The following is a 17,004-nucleotide window of genomic DNA, read 5'->3' as shown; positions in this document are numbered from 1 at the left end:
CCTCGGCGTCACGGGGTGGGCGTAAAGGGGCTCGGGGGTGATCGCGGAGGTTCTACGCTGGGGGGATGGCGACGCAGGGGAGTTCGCGGCAGAGGGAGAAGCGGTTCAGGGACGAGACGCGGCTGGGTCTGGTGCGGCGGGCAAGAAGGATGAACCGGACGCTGGCGCAGACGTATCCCGACGCGCACTGTGAGCTGAATTTTCGGGATCCGTTCCAGCTTCTCGTCGCGACGGTGCTGTCGGCGCAGACGACGGACTCGCGGGTCAACCTGACGACGCCCGCCCTGTTCGCCAAGTACCCGACCCCCGACGACCTGGCCGCCGCCAGCCCCGACGACGTCGAGACGATCATCAAGCCGACCGGCTTCTTCCGCGCCAAGACCAAGTCGATCATGGGCCTGTCCGCAGCGATCCGCGACCGCTTCGACGGCAAGGTTCCCGGCCGCCTCGACGACCTCGTGACCCTCCCCGGCGTCGGCCGCAAAACCGCCAACGTCGTCCTCGGCGACGCGTTCGGGGTGCCCGGTTTGACGGTGGACACGCATTTCGGGCGGGTGGTGCGGCGGTTCGGGTGGACGGCGGAGGAGGACCCGGTGAAGGTCGAGGCCGCCGTCGCCGAGCTGTTCCCGAAGAAGGACTGGACGATCCTGTCGCACCGGCTGATCTGGCACGGGCGGCGGCGGTGTCACGCGCGGCGGCCCGCCTGCGGGGCCTGCCCGCTCGCCGACGACTGCCCGTCCTACGGCACCGGGCCTACCGATCCCGAAGTCGCGCGCAAGCTGATCCGCGACCGTTCCTTCGCCTGACGGCGCCGGTACCGTCCGGCCACGCGGACGGTACCGGCGGGTAGGCTCGCGGAGGGTGGCGGGGCGCACAGGCAACGGCCGACCGGCGGCGGCGCGGGGGCCGAGAAAGCAGGTTCCAGGTGAATATTCTCGTTCCGGAGGGCGTTGGGCCGAACGTGATCCCCTCATGGCTCGATCTCTTCCGCGAGCGGGCGCCCAGGATGACGGTGCCCCCGTTCCTGCGGCCCGCGCCGAACGCGCGTCCCGCGGCCGTCCTCATCCTGTTCGGTGAGGGCGTCGACGGGCCGGACGTGCTGCTGCTGGAGCGCGCGGCCACGCTGAAGAAGCACGCGGGGCAGCCCGCCTTCCCCGGCGGCTCGCTCGACCCCGAGGACGACGGGCCTGTGGGGGCCGCCCTACGCGAGGCGGAAGAGGAGACGGGAGTGGACCCGTCCGGCGTCACCGTCCTCAGCGCGCTTCCGGAGCTCTACTTGTCGCGCAGTGATTTCCGGGTCACCCCTGTCGCCGCTTGGTGGCACACCCCTTGTGCGATCGCTCCCGGCCATCCGGGGGAGGTCGCCTCCGTCACACGTGTGCCGATCGCCGAGCTCGTCGATCCGGACAACCGGGTCGCCTTGCGCGCGCCCGGAGGCTTTGTAGGCCCGGCGTTCAAGGTGCGGGACATGCTTGTGTGGGGGTTCACCGCGGGCCTGCTCACCACGGTCCTGGACGCGGGAGGCTGGGCCGTGCCGTGGGACCAGAGCCGCGTGGAGGATCTGCCCCCAGAGGTGATCAGCCTCGCCGCACGGGGATGAATCACCCTGTACGGTGACACGCCCGGTCACCATCTCGTCCCGTCAGGGGACTCTCAAAAGGCGGATCTCCCGGTACTTTGAAGCGGTGCTGGGCGACCACCTTCTCGACGTGATCCTGATCGTGCTCCTCGTGCTGTTCGCGGTCTCGGGCTACCGGCAGGGCTTCATCGTCGGTCTGCTCAGCTTCGTCGGCTTTGTGGGCGGCGGCGTCCTCGGTGTGCTCATCGCGCCGCCGCTCGTCACCTGGGTGGTCGAGGGCGAGGCGCAGCAGGCGCTGCTGGCGATCGTCATCGCGTTCCTCGCCGCCACGTTCGGCCAGCTCATCGCGTCCTCGGCGGGCGCCGTGCTGCGCAACCGGGTCACCGGTGACAGCGCGCGCGCGGTGGACGCCGCGGGCGGGGCCGTCGTCAGCGTGCTGTCGCTCATGCTCGTCGCCTGGTTCATCGGGGTGGTGCTGCTGGATCAGTCGCCCATCCGGGCGCTGTCCAAGCAGGTGCACAACTCCGCGGTGCTCAAAGGTGTGGACCGCGCCATGCCGGTCGCCGCCGACCGCTGGGCCAAGTCGTTCGACAGGTTCGTCGGAGGCACCGACTTCCCCAAGGTCTTCAACGGCCTCGGCGGGGAGCCGCTGGTGGACGTCGGACCGCCGGACAAGTCGGTCGAATCCTCGCCCGCGCTGCGCAACGCGCGACGCAGCATCGCCAAGATCGTCGGGACCGCGCCGAACTGCGCGACCGAGCCGCGCCAGCGCCGCATCGAAGGCACCGGGTTCGTCTTCGCGCCCGAGCGGCTCATGACCAACGCGCACGTCGTGGCGGGCACCCAGGGGGCGCTGTCGGTCCAGGTCGGCCAGCGCGAGTACGACGGGCACGTGGTGCTCTACGACTCGCAGCGCGACATCGCCGTCGTCCACGTGCCGGGCCTGCGCGCCAAGCCCCTGAAGTGGGACACCGACGCGCAGCGCGGCGACGCGGCCGTCGTCGCGGGCTTCCCCAAGAACCGGCCGTACACGGTGCGCGCCGCCAAGATCAGCTCGCGGCAGAAGGCCAAGGGGCCCGACATCTACCGCAGCACCCAGGTGACCCGCGAGATCTACTCGCTGCGCGGCACCGTCGAACCGGGCAACTCGGGCGGCCCGCTGCTCACCCAGGACGGCGACGTGTTCGGCGTCATCTTCGCTGCCGCGATGTCCGACCAGGACACCGGCTACGCGCTCACCGCCGACGAGGTCGCCCCTGACGTCGCCGTGGGCACCACCGCCACCCGCCCCGCCGACACCCGCGCCTGCGCCGACTGACCGGGGCCGTCCCGCGCGTCCTTACGCCCGGCTGTTAGCACGGCGATAGTGGACGAGGCATCCGGGAGCGTCAGAGGCGGAGGTCCTGCTCGGTCTCGACGGCCTGGAGGATGGCCGGTAGGTCGAGGCCGTAAGACGGGCCGTCGTAGGCGGCCAGGTCGCGGGTGGCGCGGGTGAAGAGCGCCTCGGCGCCCCTGGGGTTGCCTCGGCGCAGATGGGTGAGGCCGACCGCCAGCTGGGCCAGGGCGCGCCACAGGGGCCGCTCGGGGGCCGGGCAGGACTTCCACCGGGCCTCCAGGACCTCGTGCGCGTGGAAGGGCCTGTCGGCGGCCAGGAGGCGGCGCGCCTCGGCGACGGTCTCCTCCGCGTCCAGTGACAGGTCGTCCGGCGTCGTCGGGACGCCCTCGGCGCCGTGCGGCAGCGGCCGCCCGTAGGCGTCGCGGGGACGGGCGTTGCGCGGCCGCCCGCCGGGGTCGCGGTCGCGCATCAGCGGCCGAGCCAGGCGAGCAGCTCCGCGTTGAACGCCTCGGGCCGCTCCTCGTGCGGGAAGTGCCCCGCGTTCTCGACGGCCTTCCACGTGTAGGGCGCGTCGACGTACCTTCCCGACCCCTGCGCGACGGAGACGGGCAACGCAGGGTCCTTCGCCCCGTGCAGATGCAAGGTGGGCGCGTGGACGGGAGCCGCCATCCGATGCGCGTAACGCAGCCCGTCAGGGCGCAGCACCGAACGCAGGAACCACCGGTGGTACTCCAGCGCGCAGTGCGCCACGCCGGGGATCCGCACCGCCGCGCGCACCTGCCGCTCGGTGACGGCGTCCGGCCAGCCCGGCGACGACCAGCGCTCCAGCAGCCGTGCCGCGCGCACCGCGTTGAACTCGGTGAGCCGCCGCTCCGGCCACACCGGAAGCTGGTTGACCAGCGCCTGCGCCATCCAGGGCGTGCGGACGGCACGCCGGACCCGCAGCGGGTGCGGCGCGGAGACCGCGACGAGCCGCTGCACGACCTTCGGGTGGTAGACGGCCATCGTCCAGGCCAGCAGCCCGCCCCAGTCGTGCCCGACGACGACGGCGCCCGCCTCGCCCAACGCCCGCACCAGGCCCGCCGCGTCGCCCGCGAGGGTGACGAGGTCGTAGCCGCGCGGCGGCTTGTCGCTGCCGCCGTAGCCGCGCAGGTCGACGGCGGCCGCGCGGTACCCGGCGGCGGCCAGCGCGCCCATCTGGTGGTGCCAGCTCCACCAGAACTCGGGGAAGCCGTGCAGGAGGAGCACGAGCGGCCCCTCGCCCTGCTCCGCGACGTGGAAGCGGGTGCCGCCCGCGCTCACGTCCCGGTGCGTCCAGGGACCCGGCAGTTCAATGTTCACGGGAGCGCTTGAGCATCTTCACGCCGTCCTGCAGGGTCTCGCGGGTGCGGCGCGCACCGTCGATCTTCTTGATGCGCCGCCAGCCGATGAGGATCAGCACCGCCGCCAGCAGCAGGTACAGCGCGGCGACGAGGGTGAAGGCGGCCCAGTGCCACACGCCGAGCCCGACCAGCGCGTAGGCGAGCGCGATGGACAGCAGGATGACGATCATCCCGGCCATCAGCGCGGCCACCGCGAACAGGACGGCGCCGATCGCCGCCTTCTTGGCGTCCTCCTTCAGCTCGATCTTGGCGAGCTCGAGCTCGGACCTGACGAGCTTCTGGACGTTGCCGGTGGCAGCGGCGACGAGCTCGCCGAGACTCTGCTCCTCGACGTTCGATCGAGCCATGGGGACCCCCTACTGATGCCGGTGTGAAGCGTGTGGCGGGTGGCGCCGCCGATCTTTGACCGATCGTATCCGGGAGGTCCGACACTCGACGGTCGCGTCAGAGGCCGAGCGCCTTTTTGATGGAGTCCATGACCGTCGTGTCGGCGAGGGTGGTGGCGTCGCCTATCTCGCGGCCCTCGGCGATGTCCTGGAGGATCCGGCGGACGATCTTGCCCGAGCGGGTCTTGGGCAGCTCCGGCACGACCAGGATCCGTTTGGGCTTGGCGATCGGCCCGAGCGTCGCCGCGACGTGCGCGCGCAGCTCCTCGACGTCCACGTCGCCCTCGCCCCTGGCGATGACGAACGCGGCGATGGCCTGGCCCGTCACCGGGTCGGTCGCGCCCACCACCGCGGCCTCGGCCACCCTGGGATGCCCTACCAGCGCGCTCTCCACCTCGGTGGTCGAGATGTTGTGGCCGGAGACGAGCATGACGTCGTCGACGCGGCCGAGCATCCACAGGTCGCCGTCCTCGTCCTTCTTCGCGCCGTCGCCCGCGAAGTACAGGCCGTCCCAGCGCGACCAGTAGGTCTTGACGAACCTGTCCGGGTCGCCCCAGATCGTCCGGGCCATCGACGGCCACGGCTCGGTGAGCACGAGGAACCCGCCCGAGCCGTCCGCGACGGGGTTGGCCTCCTCGTCCACGACGTCCGCGCTGACGCCGGGCAGCGGGCGCATCGCGGCGCCGGGCTTGCCCTCGGTGACGCCGGGCAGCGGACTGATCATCATCGCGCCCGTCTCGGTCTGCCACCAGGTGTCCACCACCGGCGCCCTGCCACCGCCGATCCGCTCCCGGTACCAGACGTAAGCCTCGGGGTTGATGGGCTCGCCGACGGAGCCGAGCACGCGCAGGCTCGTCATGTCGAACTCCGCGGGGATCGCGTCGCCCCACTTCATGAACGTGCGGATCGCGGTGGGCGCCGTGTACAGGACGCTCACGCGGTACTTCTCGACGAGCTCCCACCAGCGGCCCCGGTGCGGGGTGTCCGGCGTGCCCTCGTACATGACCGAGGTCGCGGCGTTGGAGAGCGGCCCGTAGACGAGGTAGGAATGGCCCGTCACCCACCCGATGTCGGCGGTGCACCAGTAGACGTCGGTGTCGGCCTTGAGGTCGAACACCTCCCAGTGGGTGAAGGACGCCTGCGTCAGGTAGCCACCGGTGGTGTGCAGGATGCCCTTCGGCTTACCCGTCGTGCCGGAGGTGTACAGGATGAACAGAGGGTGCTCGGCGTCAAGGGGCCGCGCGACGTGCTCGGCGGACTGCCGGTCCACCAGGTCGTGCCACCACACGTCGCGGCCGCCCCACTCGACGTCCTGGCCGGTGCGGCGGACCACGAGGACGTGCTCGACGGTGTCCGTCAGCGCCTTGTCCACGGTCGGCTTGAGCGCGCTCGGGACGCCCCTGCGGTAGCCGCCGTCCGCGGTGATGACGAGCTTGGCCTGCGCGTCCTCGATGCGGGCGCGGAGGGCGTCGGCCGAGAAGCCGCCGAAGACGACGGAGTGGGTGGCGCCCACGCGGGCGCAGGCGAGCATCGCCACCGCCGCCTCGGGGATCATCGGCAGGTAGATCGCGACCCTGTCGCCCTTGCCCACGCCGAGCTCGGCCAGCGCGTTCGCGGCCTTGCAGACCTCGTCCTTGAGGTCGGCGTAGGTGATCGTCCTGGTGTCGCCGGGCTCGCCCTCCCAGTAGAAGGCGACCCTGTCTCCCAGACCGGCCTCCACATGGCGGTCCACGCAGTTGTAGGCGACGTTCAGCTCACCGCCCACGAACCACTTCGCGAAGGGCGGATTGCTCCAGTCGAGCACCTGAGTCCAGGGCTTCGCCCACGTAAGCCGCTCCGCCCGCGTGGCCCAGAAGCCGAGCCTGTCCTCGGCGGCCTCCGCGTAGGCGGACTCCCCGACGTTCGCGTGCGCCGCGAGCTCGGCGGGCGGCGGGAACCTGCGGTGCTCGCGGAGCAGGTTCGACAGCGCTTCCTGGGTCACGGGTACTCCTCTGTGCCGGGTACCGAAATGGTACGTGACGCAGGACACGTCACCCGGCTGTGTACCCTCGGGCGCGTGGACGACGCTCTTCTTCAAGTCTCACTCCTGCCCGGCGTACAGGACGCCTGTGACACGGCGCGCAAGGCCGTCGACAGGCTCCGCGGGCACCGTGTGCTCCGGCGCAAGAGCACGGAGGTCTCTACCGAGTCGCTGCTGCGCGGCGCCAGGGCGTCGGCCGCGCTGGAGGGCGCTCCGGCGCACCTGGAGGAGGTGCGCTCAGGCAAGGCCACGCACCCGCTCGTCCAGGGGGCGCTGCGGATCTCCGGCGAGATGGGGCCGCTCGGCGCCACCTGGAAGACCGCGCCCCGCCAGGTCCTCGCCCGCCTGCACGTGCTCGCCGCGCGCGACGCGGTGCCCGCCGAGCGGCTCGGACGGCCCCGGGACGAGGGCACGCCCACCCCGGCCGAGGTCGCGGCCCGCCTCGACATACTGAGCGACCTGCTTACGGCCAGGTCGACGGCCCCCGCCATCGTGGTCGCCGCGATCGTCCACGGCGAACTGCTCGCGCTGCGGCCGTTCGGCGAGGCGGACGGCCTCGTCGCGCGCGCCGCGTCCCGGCTGACGCTCATCGACCGGGGCCTGGACCCGAAGGCGCTCGTCGCCCCCGACGTCGGCCACCTGGAGTTCGAGAAGGAGTACCGCGAGACGTTCGAGGGGTACCTGACCGGCTCCGCCGAGGGCGTCGCGGCCTGGATCAGGCACTGCGCCGAGGCCGTCGCGTTCGGCGCGCGCGACTCCCAGACGCTGTGCGAGGCGATCGAGCGGGGCTGACGGCCCCCTGGACGTGTGGCGGGCGGTGTCACCCCGGCTTCGGCCGGATGACGCCGCCCGTTTTGCACGTCACTCTCGGCTACCAGGCGTGCGATTCGTCAACGCCGGAACGGGTGTGCCCGGGTCGCGGCGGCGCCGGTCGTGGCTGGTCGGGCGTGGGTACCGGAGCACCGTGCCGGACCGTTCGTCCGCGCCGCGCCCTGATCTTCGGTCGGGCGAATTCGATCACCCTGGGTGATCCACGTCGGGTGACCGAAAAAATGCCGATGGTTATCAGGGCCGATCCTCGACGGATCCGTCCGTGATCAGGCAGCATATGAGCTATCTGATGACACGGCGGCGGCCACTCCGCTGCGGCATGCCCGACTTCTCCCGGAAGATGGGCCCGGCTCCACCCCCCCGGAGCCGGACCATCGCGACGACCCCCGCTCTCCCCCCCGGCGGGGGTCGTCGCACTTATCCACAGGCCGCTCAGCAGAAATCGCGCGGATCGGCGAGTGTGGTCCCCATGAACGCGCTTGTGCTCTCCGCGGATCCCGCACTCGTCGACGACGCCCGCCGCCTCGCGGCCGCCGCGTCCGTCGAGATCGCCGTCGCCCGCAACGCGGCGGAGGCCCGCTCGGCCCTGCGCCGGGCCGCGCTCGTGCTCGTCGGCCTGGACTTACCGGCGACGGTCGAACGGCGTCCCGGCCTGGTGGTGCTGACGCGGTCCCGCACCGTCCCGGTGTACGAACGGGCCCTGCTGCTCGGCGCCGAACGCGTCGCCGTCCTGCCCGACGACGAGGCGTGGCTGACCGAGCGGATGGCCCGAGTGTGCCTGCCCGGGGCGTTCGGCGCCCTCGTCACCGTCACGGGCGCGCGCGGCGGCGCGGGCGCGTCGGTGCTCAGCGCCACGCTCGCGCGCACCGCGGCCCGGCGCGGCTCCCGCGTCCTCCTCCTCGACCTCGACGCCGACGGCGGCGGCCTGGACACGCTGCTCGGCCTGGAGACGGCGCAGGGCACCCGCTGGGCCGATCTGGCGGGGCTGCGCGGCAGGCTCTCCCCGCGTGCCCTGCGGGAGTCGCTTCCACAGGCCCGTGGCGTCGCCGTCCTGTCCCACGCCCACGACAGGCGCGGCAGGGTGCCGCCCGAGGTGCTCGCCTCGGTCCTCGCCGCCGCCCGGCGTGCCTACGACCTCGTCGTCGCGGACTGCCCACGCGGCGTCGAGGCCGCCGCCGACAAGGCGCTCCTGCTCGTGCCCACCGAGGTGCGCGCCGTCCTCGCCGCGCGTTGGGCGGCGCCGGGCGGCACCGCGCCGCTGCTGGTCACCCGGGGGCCCGCGCCGGGCGGGCTCGCGCCCCGCGCCGTCGCGGAGGCGCTCGCGCTGCCACTGGCCGGGCACTACGACTTCGAACGCCGGGTGCCCGCCGCCGTGGAACGCGCGGATCCACCCGTCCGGGGCGGCATGGCACGGCTGTGCGCCCGGCTGCTCGACGGCCCGCTCGCCGCATGAGCGGGCCGCCACCCGTCAACGACGCGCTCGAAGGCGCGGCGAACCACTGGAGGGAAACGATGTCCACGTCGATGAGGGCCCGGTGAACTGGGCGGAAGCGGTACGCGGAAGGCTCGCCGAGAGCCGCAGCGCGGCGACACCGGGCGCGGTGGCCGCCGCCCTGCGCGCCGAGGAGAGCGCGCTCGGCGACACCGAGGTGCTCAACCTCGCCCGCGAGGTGCGGGCCGATCTGGTCGGTGCGGGCCCACTGGAACCGCTGCTGCGGGATCCGGCTGTGACGGACGTGCTGGTGAACCGGCCGGACGAGGTGTGGGTCGAGGCGCGCGGCTCCCTGCTGCGCACCACCGTGCGGTTCCCCGACGAGCGCGCCGTTCGCAGGCTCGCCCAGCGGCTCGCCGCCGCCGCGGGGCGCAGGCTGGACGACGCGGCGCCTTACGTTGACGCTCGGCTGCCTGGAGGGGTCCGGCTGCACGCGGTGCTGGCTCCCGTCGCCGTCGGCGGCACGTGCCTGTCGCTGCGCACGCCGCGCGGAAGGGCCTTCACCCTGCCCGAACTCGTCGAGGCGGGCAGCCTGAGCCTTCCCGGTGCCGATCTGCTCGCGGCGCTCGTCGCGTCCCGGATGGCGTTCCTCGTCACGGGCGGCACGGGCACGGGGAAGACCACGCTGCTGAGCTGCCTGCTGGGGCTCGTCCCCTCCGGCGAGAGGCTGCTCCTGGTGGAGGATTCGGCGGAGTTGCGGCCCGACCATCCGCACGTCGTCAGGCTGGAGGCGAGGCCGCCGAACATCGAGGGGGCGGGCGGCGTCACCCTGCGCGACCTCGTCCGGCAGGCCCTACGGATGCGGCCGGACCGGCTCGTCGTCGGCGAGGTCCGTGGGCCTGAGGTCCTGGATCTGCTGAACGCGCTGAACACGGGGCACGAAGGCGGCTGCGGCACCCTGCACGCGAACACGCCGGAGGACGTCCCGGCCCGGCTGGAGGCGCTCGGCTGCGCCGCCGGGCTGAGCCGCGAGGCGCTGCACAGCCAGCTCGGCGCCGCCCTCGACGTCGTCGTCCACCTCGAACGCCGGGGCGCGCGCCGCCGCGTCAGCCGCATCGCCACCCTCGTCCGCTCCCCTTCCGGCCTCGTGGAGGCCCACACCGCCGTCCACCTCACCCCCACCTCCGTGCACTTCACCCCCGCCGCCACCCCCCTCCTGGCCCGCCTGGGCTGGCCAACCACCACAACCCCAGGACAACCGCCCCCCGGCCCCCACGAAGGCTCCATCGGAGCCAGAGCGGAACGACACGGCGGCACGGACGAGGCGGCCAGCAGAGCCGAGCACGGGGGCCACAAAGGCACAAAGCGTGCGTGGCGCCCGAACGCGGGGCGCGCGGGAGATGGAGAGGTGCGGGACGCGGAGCCGCAAGGCGTTCGGGACATGGGGCGTGCGGGAGACGGGGACGCGGGGCGTGCGGGCGGCGGAGAGGTGCGGGACGCGGAGCCGCAAGGCGTTCGGAACATGGGGCGTGCGGGACGCGGGGACGCGGGGCGTGAGGGCGGCGGAGAGGTGCGGGACGTCGGGACACAGAGTGTGCGGGAGGACGTGCGGCGTGGGGGAGGCGGGGATGTGAGGGAGGCGGCGTGAGTGGGGGAGGACGGCGGGGCGGGGTGCTCGCCGGGGTGTCGGCGCGGCGGCTCGCGGCGTTGGAGCGGCCGGGACGGGCGCGGGCGGGGCCGTCGTGGGGGCGGGCCGTCGCGGCGCTGCGGGGCGGGCGTCCGCGCGCGGGGGCGTGGGCCTCCGGCGTCGTCGAGCTGTGCGACGGGCTGGCCGCGGAACTCGTGGCCGGGCGGACGCCCGAGGACGCGCTGGCCGGGGCGGTGGCGGCGCTCCCGTCACCGCTCCGGGAGGCCCTCGCGGGGGTACCCGCGGCCTCCGACGTCCCGGAGGCGCTGCGCGAGCGCGCCGACCGTCCCGGCGCCGACGGCCTGCGCCTGCTCGCCGCCTGCTGGAGCATCGGCGTCGAACGCGGCGCCGCCTTCGCGCCCGTCCTGGACGGCCTCGCTTCCGGCCTGCGCGACGAGCGCGCGCACCGCGCCGCGATCCGCTCCCAGCTCGCCGGGGCCCGCACCACCGCCCGCCTCCTCGCCGTCCTCCCCGCCTTCGGCCTCGCCATGTCCTGGTCCCTCGGCGCCAACCCCCTCGTCTTCCTCTTCACCACCCTCCCCGGCGCCCTCTGCCTCCTGTCCTCCCTCACCCTCAACACCCTCGGCCTCCTCTGGACCTCCCGCATAGCCACCACCGCCGAATCCCCCTGACCAACGCCGAACCCATGCCCGACACCCTCTGCCGACAGCCGACCCTCTCCCACACCCGGCCACGCCCCCCTCCGGGCATCCTCGTGCTCGGCGGTGCCGCTCGTGGGGCCAGGCAGGCGCCTGATCGGGGTGTGGCCTGCGGGTGACGGGCCTACGGGTGACGGGCCTACGGGTGGCGGGGCTGCGGGTGGTGGGCCTGCGGGTGGCCGGGTGGCGGGGCTGCGGGGGTGCCTGGTTTGTCGGGTGGGAAGAGAACTGCTGGTTTGAGGGGAAGAGATGGTGATGGGTGTGCGGGGTGGGGTTTCGCGGCGGCGGCTGGTTCGGGTGTTGGAAGGGGGGCGGAGGCCGGGGCGGGTGGGTCGGCGTGGGGGAGTGGGGCGGTGGGGGCTTGCAGGTGGAGTAGGGGTGGCGGTGTGGTTGTTCTTCGGGGGGATCGTCGGGGTTGTCGCGGGGGTGGGGGCGGGGGCCTGGTGCGGGTGGTGGGCTGGGCGGCGGGAGCCCGTCGAGGTGGTGCGGCGTAGGCGGCGGCTGGAGTCAGACCTCCCGATGGCGGTGGAGTTGCTCGCCGCGTGTCTGAGGGCCGGGGTGTCCTGGCCGGACGCCGTCGAGGCGGTGGGGGAGGCGCTCGGCGGGCCGGTCGGTGAGGAGTTCGAGGCGGTGTCGGCGCGGATCCGGCTCGGCGCCGACCCCGCCGACGCGTGGGCGGCGCGCGCCGCCGAACCCGCGCTCGCGCCGCTCGCCCGCGCGGCGGCACGGGCTGGACGCACCGGCGCGCCCCTCGGCCCCGTCCTGACCCGGCTCGCCGGAGACCAGCGCGCCGCCGCGGCCGCCGCCGCCGATCTGCGGGCGCGCGCCGCGGGCATCAAGGCGGTCGCCCCGCTCGGGCTGTGCTTTCTGCCCGCGTTCGTCCTGCTCGGTGTTGTTCCGTCCATCGCGGGCATCGCCGCCGGCATCACCCTGCCCTGACGTGGCTCACCGCCCGATTTCCCCGCGCTGTCAAGCGGTCCGGAAGTTATCCACAGGGAAACTTGACGGTGAAGCGGCTCCGGAGGTGTTCGGGGCCGCTTCTCCTTGTCCGGGGGGTGTTGCTGTGAGCTGGGGGTTTGTCTTCCGGTTGGGTGATCTTGGTCGTGTTTGGTCGTGTTCGGTCGGTGGTGATCGCTGTGTGCGGTCCAGTCACGGACCAGATTTCGGGTCTGTTTGTGCAGGTCAGGGCGTTGCGGGGTGTGGGTTCGGTCCAGGGCGGGTGATGTTGGGTCCGGGTGGCGGGGAAGGTCGGCATAGCCCGTGGTTTTGGGGCTGCGTCTGTGGTCTGGGTCGTTGTGGGGTGCGCTGGGGTGGGGGGTTGGGCGCGCTGGTTGGTGCGTGTGTGGGGTGAGGGTCGCGCGCCCGTGTTCGGTTGGGGAGGCGGCCGGTGGGGTGGGTGGTGCCGGGGGTGCGGGGGCGGGAGCCCCTGTTGGTGGTCGGATGCCTCAACCAAGGGCAGGGTAGGCGGCGGTGGGGCGCGTGTGCGGGCGGGGCGGGACTCGGCTACCGGTATTCGCTCCTGGAGCAGTCCGCCTTTGGGTAGACGGAGTCCGGGGGCTCCGGTCTGGGGGATCGCCTCGGCGGTCGGCGTGCGGGGTCGTGGGCGATCCCTTTCGGGGTAGGGGTGGTGGCGGGGTGCGCGGTCGCTGGTCCTCGCGTCGCGTTCAGGTCGCCGCTCTCGTCCTCGACGCGGCTTTTCAGACCGTCGCGCGGGCGCTGACAGGACTTGGCGGGCTGAGTCGCGGTCGAGAGACTGGCGTGGGACAGCAGATCTTGGGAGGCGACGGTGGCGACGTTCAAGGCGATGTTCGGTTCGGCTCAGTGGGTGGGTGGGGAGCAGCGGACGCAGGCGGAGATCGAACTCGACCATGTGATCGGTCTTCGGGGTGATGAGCGGGTCATCAACGTCCCGGCTTCTGAGCTGATGATCCTCACGTCGGGGGACCTGCCTCGGAATCTGGTGCAGGCGATCCGGCAGACGCGGGGTCAGGCATATCGGGCGTGGACGGAGCAGGAGGAAGCGGCGCTGCGGGAGATGTGGGAGCGGGGGGAGGAGATCAAGGTCATGACGGAAGCGCTCGGGCGGCAGTGGGGCGCGCTGAGGATGCGGGCTCGTCGGATGGGGCTTCCCGCTCGTCCTGGCGGTGATGCTCCTTGATCTATGAAGAGGATTCGTCATACGCCTGGTGGAGCTTTCAGGAGGGCGGCGGCGTGTTCGTGGTGGCTGACCGCGTGTGGGTTGCCCTGGATCGTTGACGGTTGGTCCCTGCTGTTGTCCGGGCGCACGTTCGGGCAGGGGCGAGGTGGGTGTCGGTCTGCGGGCCGGTGTCCCCTGGGACTTCAGGAGCGACGCTAGCGGTGGCCCGTCAGGGCGTGGTCCGGGACCGCCGCGTAAGCGGCGGTCCCTTGATCCTGTAGGGGAAACCCTCACACACCGGGGTCATGTCAGCTCAGACGCCGATGAGGGAGGTGTGGATGTGGTCGTCAAGGTCGGCGACGAAGGATTCTGTGCGCCATGGACGCAAGGAGAGCCGAACTTGTCGAAGTCGTTGTGACGGGACGCGCCCTCGGGTCGCGGCGATGAGATCCACGCATTCGTGGAGCATGGTCGCGCTGCTCTCGGCTGCGCCGGGTCCTCCGGTGTTGAGCCGGGCAAGCGACTGGTCGGTGAGGACGATCGCGCGTTGGACTGTGTCACGGGGGCGAGTGAGCGTCTGGGCTGATCTGGCTAGTTGTCTCTCGGCTTCTTCGGCACTGCCGAGGAAGATTCCGCAGACGCCTTCAAAGCCGCGTAGACGTCCTTTGGAGAAGACGCCTTGTCCGGGATCGTTAGCGGTGTCCTGGTCCAGGGCGCGCCAAGCGAGGCGCAAAGCGTTCTCGGCTGTGGCTCGCTGTCTGCCGGTGCGGGCTGCCATCTCGGCTTGGAGAGCGTAGGCGCGGGCTTGCAGCGGGGCGTTGGGCACTCGCCGTGCGTCCTGTACGGCTTGGTCGGCGATCGCTTGGGCTTGCGAGAGGTCGCCGGTCGCGTAGTGAACGACCATGGCTTGACTGGTGCGTATGAGGGCGCGGCAAGTGGTGTCTGCGGAGGCTCCAGCGACGGAGACAGCTTCCGCATAGAGAGCGAGGGCGGAAGCGTCATCGTGCGTCTCGAACGCAAGGCGGGCGGCTTGGGCGAAGACGGAAGCGGTGACCTCCGCAAGCCGAGGTCGGTGTTCGTCGGGGATCGGCCCGCTGAACAGCCTCCGACAGACGTCAACAATTGCGGCTTGCGCCAAGTGGAGGCGAGCGAAGGGGACCGAACCTATCTGAGCGCCGACTGCCTCGCTGCTGGCGGCCAGGTCACCAAGAAGCGCAGGGGCCATCCGCGCCGGATCGGCCAGCGCACCCGCGAGAGCCCCTTGCAGTGACTCGCTTACGAACGCGAGTAGGTTTACTCCTGTACGGGTGAGGGAGACCGCTACAGATGTTCTCAGCTCGTCAAGCTGCTCGGTGCTCACTCCCGCTCCCGCGAAAGCAGAGAGCAGCGCGTCGAAATCCGATCCAGGACCGAGCGAGGATTCCCCCGTCGCAGTGCGGGCGAAGGCGTGCGCGAGCAGTATCCGGTACTGCTCGTTGGGCACAGTGGCCGCGCTCTCCCACCGGGCGATGGTCCGTTGGATACTGGAAGGGTTGTTCATGGCCAGCCGCTGAAAACGCAGCGCTTGTGCCAGTCCGCGCAAGACCCGCGCTTCGTCCGACCAGGACCACCCGCGTGAGAGACGTAGCCTTCGAAGCGTCTGTGCGCAGGTCTGCCGTTCCATGCTCACCTCAGCAGTGAACCACCGGATCGGGTCACACGGGGACGATTAGCCGAGGTTTGTGGAGCCGCTTAGCATATTCCAGGGTGTAGCCGGTCCCTCCAGCCTCGGTCCCGGACAGCGGAAATCCGATGACGAACGAACTGCGGTCCACCATCCATCGGTTACGCGAGTGATAGCCCGCCGTCCGGGTCTCTAGCCCGAGTTCGACCAGTTCGTCCAGCCTTCCGAGCCGCTCGGCGGCGGCTACCGCCCTTCGCGCCTCGTCAGGCTGATCTCCAAGCGATGCCGGTACCACGACGACGATTCGCGCGCCAGTCTCCTCCGCGAGCCAGAGCAAGGCAAGTGAGTCGATACCGACAGCACCGCCAACGTGGAACGTCGCAGACGGCGGGGCGAACGGTCGGACGAACTGACCGAAAACAGCGGCGTAGTCCCTGACCGGGCGATGGCCGACATCGCGTGTGCCGGTAATTGTCACTGTCTGCGTTATCGCGTTGGCCCCAATGTCATCGGATGTCATCTGTCCCTGCCCTCGCCTGACGGGTCTACTCGTTAGCGGGCGGGCCTCCTTGGCCTGTTGACGACAGAACGGCCCCGGACACGGTGATCTCACCCACCGGCCGGGACCTTGACCAGACACGGGAGGTCTGATCCATGGTCCATATTAGTGGCCACCCGGTGCGGTACCCGGCTTTTCGGGCGGATGACGGCGGGCTTACCCTGCTGGGCCTGCGTGCCCGGTACGAGGGTGTTTTGATGTGGTTCGGAGAGGCCACGCGGCACTACTGGGCGTTGGTCGGCGGCCGGTTGATCGAGGCCGGGACGCTGGGTGACTTGGAGGCCCTGCTTCGCGAGTCGGCCACTCCGCACCGCCGGACGCACCAGCCGATGCCCCGTTCCTTCTCGCCATCCGAGCCGACGCGCATCGGAGCGCCGCGCCACTCGGACGTGCCGCCGCTGCCCCACGCCGCCGCTCCTGGGATCGACCGGTGCGGCATTCCGTCCGCATTCGTGCCGACGTCTCCGGCCGTCGCGGGGTCGGCGGATTTCCAAGGTCGGGACGGTTCGTCGCTCGCGTCCTGGCGTCGCCGGTGAGCTGCGAACCCACCGACCACACCGGCCGCGTCACCACCAACGATTCCGATGACGAGAGGAACAGTGCTTTGCCGTCACGTCAGATCCCCGCTTTGTCGCTCGTCCCGGCTCCCGCCGTGCCGCCGGGCTGCCCGGTGTGGTGCACGAACCCGCATCCGGATGATGAGTCGCATTACGGGCCGTACGCGGACGTGCCCGCGCTGACTCCTGACGGGGAGCCGCTGTTGGTGTTCCTTGAGCGGGACCTGGAGAAGGGCGACGTCATCACCCTTGCCCTGCAAACGCCGGTGTGGGAGCTGGCTGGGGTCCTGACCGGCGAGACGACGTTCACGTTGGATCAGGCGGCCGTGCTGCGGGACACGCTGAGCCGTCTTCTCGTGGCGTCCGGGCGGGCGGCGTCCGGGCCGGACGGGTCGGGCGCGGGGGCGTCGTGAGCGGCGCGGACACGGTGGCGGCGGTCGTGATCGGCGTCCTGTTGTGGGTGCTGGCGGCCGTGGCGCTGGTGGTGTACCTGCGGGCGGGCCGGTGAGGCCACTGGACGGGCCGGTGGCGCGAGCCCGTGACGCCGTTGAGGTGCTCCGCCGTGCGTTGGCCGGGTCGGGGTGGGAGTACGGGGCGTTGTGGGAGGTGCCGCGTGAGGAATGGCCTTCCGGCTTGGCTTCGGCCTATGACGGCTACCGTGACGGCATGGCGGCTCTGATCGGGGCTCTTGCCCGTCATGACGGCAGGGATCCCGACGCGCTGGACGTCGATGAGCAGGCGCGGTACGCGCTGGTGGCGTTGGCGTTGGTGTAGCC

The 17,004-nt window shown here is 71.9% G+C and carries 16 protein-coding genes and 1 pseudogene; 11 read left to right on the top strand and 6 right to left on the bottom strand.

The genetic code is table 11. The features are described from left to right. Positions 1-65 precede the first annotated feature (65 nt). From nth to LO762_RS15730, 3 genes are all read left to right on the top strand, one after another. Complete coding sequence (gene nth / locus LO762_RS15740; RefSeq protein ID WP_230615753.1) at positions 66-806, top strand: endonuclease III; 741 nt, start codon at positions 66-68, stop codon at positions 804-806. Positions 807-1,006: 200 nt separating this feature from the next. Further along, complete coding sequence (locus LO762_RS15735; RefSeq protein WP_255686141.1) at positions 1,007-1,600, top strand: CoA pyrophosphatase; 594 nt, start codon at positions 1,007-1,009, stop codon at positions 1,598-1,600. An 85-nt stretch (positions 1,601-1,685) separates the two neighbouring features. After that, positions 1,686-2,897 (top strand): MarP family serine protease, encoded by a 1,212-nt coding sequence (locus LO762_RS15730; protein ID WP_230615749.1) that lies wholly within the window; start codon positions 1,686-1,688, stop codon positions 2,895-2,897. A 70-nt stretch (positions 2,898-2,967) separates the two neighbouring features. On the opposite strand, the gene LO762_RS15725 is transcribed toward LO762_RS15730, so the two are convergent. The 4 genes from LO762_RS15725 to acs form a co-directional block, all read right to left on the bottom strand. After that, complete coding sequence (locus tag LO762_RS15725; protein ID WP_230615747.1) at positions 2,968-3,384, bottom strand: DUF309 domain-containing protein; 417 nt, start codon at positions 3,382-3,384, stop codon at positions 2,968-2,970. Continuing rightward, the gene (locus LO762_RS15720) at positions 3,384-4,256 is read right to left on the bottom strand and encodes an alpha/beta fold hydrolase (RefSeq protein ID WP_230615745.1); all 873 of its coding nucleotides are present in this window, start codon (positions 4,254-4,256) and stop codon (positions 3,384-3,386) included. The genes LO762_RS15725 and LO762_RS15720 overlap by 1 nt, the downstream gene beginning before the upstream one ends. Next, complete coding sequence (locus LO762_RS15715; RefSeq protein ID WP_230615743.1) at positions 4,246-4,644, bottom strand: phage holin family protein; 399 nt, start codon at positions 4,642-4,644, stop codon at positions 4,246-4,248. The genes LO762_RS15720 and LO762_RS15715 overlap by 11 nt, the downstream gene beginning before the upstream one ends. A gap of 97 nt (positions 4,645-4,741) precedes the next feature. After that, positions 4,742-6,664, bottom strand: coding sequence for an acetate--CoA ligase (acs, locus tag LO762_RS15710; RefSeq protein WP_230615741.1), 1,923 nt, complete (start codon positions 6,662-6,664; stop codon positions 4,742-4,744). 75 nt (positions 6,665-6,739) lie between these two features. Between acs and LO762_RS15705 the strand changes: the two genes are divergently transcribed. The 6 genes and pseudogenes from LO762_RS15705 (at position 6,740) to LO762_RS15680 (ending at position 13,470) form a co-directional block, all read left to right on the top strand. After that, positions 6,740-7,495, top strand: a complete 756-nt coding sequence (locus LO762_RS15705) for an oxidoreductase (RefSeq protein WP_230615739.1) — start codon at positions 6,740-6,742, stop codon at positions 7,493-7,495. A 508-nt stretch (positions 7,496-8,003) separates the two neighbouring features. Beyond that, positions 8,004-8,987 carry a septum site-determining protein Ssd gene (ssd, locus tag LO762_RS15700; RefSeq protein ID WP_230615737.1) on the top strand — a complete coding sequence of 328 codons (984 nt, stop codon included), beginning with the start codon at positions 8,004-8,006 and terminating at the stop codon, positions 8,985-8,987. A gap of 82 nt (positions 8,988-9,069) precedes the next feature. Beyond that, positions 9,070-10,197 (top strand): annotated as a pseudogene (locus tag LO762_RS15695) (TadA family conjugal transfer-associated ATPase); the annotation flags it as partial. Between the two features lie 413 nt (positions 10,198-10,610). After that, positions 10,611-11,285, top strand: coding sequence for a type II secretion system F family protein (locus LO762_RS15690; RefSeq protein ID WP_230615735.1), 675 nt, complete (start codon positions 10,611-10,613; stop codon positions 11,283-11,285). A 405-nt stretch (positions 11,286-11,690) separates the two neighbouring features. Beyond that, entirely contained in the window at positions 11,691-12,251 is a 561-nt protein-coding gene (locus LO762_RS15685) for a type II secretion system F family protein (protein WP_308103962.1), read from the top strand. Between the two features lie 847 nt (positions 12,252-13,098). Continuing rightward, positions 13,099-13,470 carry a hypothetical protein gene (locus tag LO762_RS15680; protein ID WP_230615731.1) on the top strand — a complete coding sequence of 124 codons (372 nt, stop codon included), beginning with the start codon at positions 13,099-13,101 and terminating at the stop codon, positions 13,468-13,470. Between the two features lie 292 nt (positions 13,471-13,762). Here LO762_RS15680 and LO762_RS15675 read toward each other — a convergent pair whose 3' ends face one another. Together LO762_RS15675 and LO762_RS15670 are read right to left on the bottom strand one after the other, a co-directional pair. Further along, positions 13,763-15,112, bottom strand: coding sequence for a hypothetical protein (locus LO762_RS15675; protein WP_230615729.1), 1,350 nt, complete (start codon positions 15,110-15,112; stop codon positions 13,763-13,765). Positions 15,113-15,143: 31 nt separating this feature from the next. Continuing rightward, positions 15,144-15,632 carry a hypothetical protein gene (locus LO762_RS15670; protein WP_230615727.1) on the bottom strand — a complete coding sequence of 163 codons (489 nt, stop codon included), beginning with the start codon at positions 15,630-15,632 and terminating at the stop codon, positions 15,144-15,146. 643 nt (positions 15,633-16,275) lie between these two features. Between LO762_RS15670 and LO762_RS15665 the strand changes: the two genes are divergently transcribed. Next, complete coding sequence (locus LO762_RS15665) at positions 16,276-16,641, top strand: hypothetical protein (protein ID WP_230615725.1); 366 nt, start codon at positions 16,276-16,278, stop codon at positions 16,639-16,641. A 112-nt stretch (positions 16,642-16,753) separates the two neighbouring features. Next, a complete protein-coding gene (locus tag LO762_RS15660; RefSeq protein ID WP_230615723.1) occupies positions 16,754-17,002 on the top strand; it encodes a hypothetical protein in 249 nt (82 codons plus the stop codon). Positions 17,003-17,004 lie beyond the last annotated feature (2 nt).

It is taken from the genome of Actinocorallia sp. API 0066, assembly GCF_020991275.1.
Lineage (GTDB): Bacteria > Actinomycetota > Actinomycetes > Streptosporangiales > Streptosporangiaceae > Actinocorallia.
The sequence above is the reverse complement of the archived record's forward strand: the minus strand, read 5'-3'. Positions and strand labels throughout refer to the sequence as shown.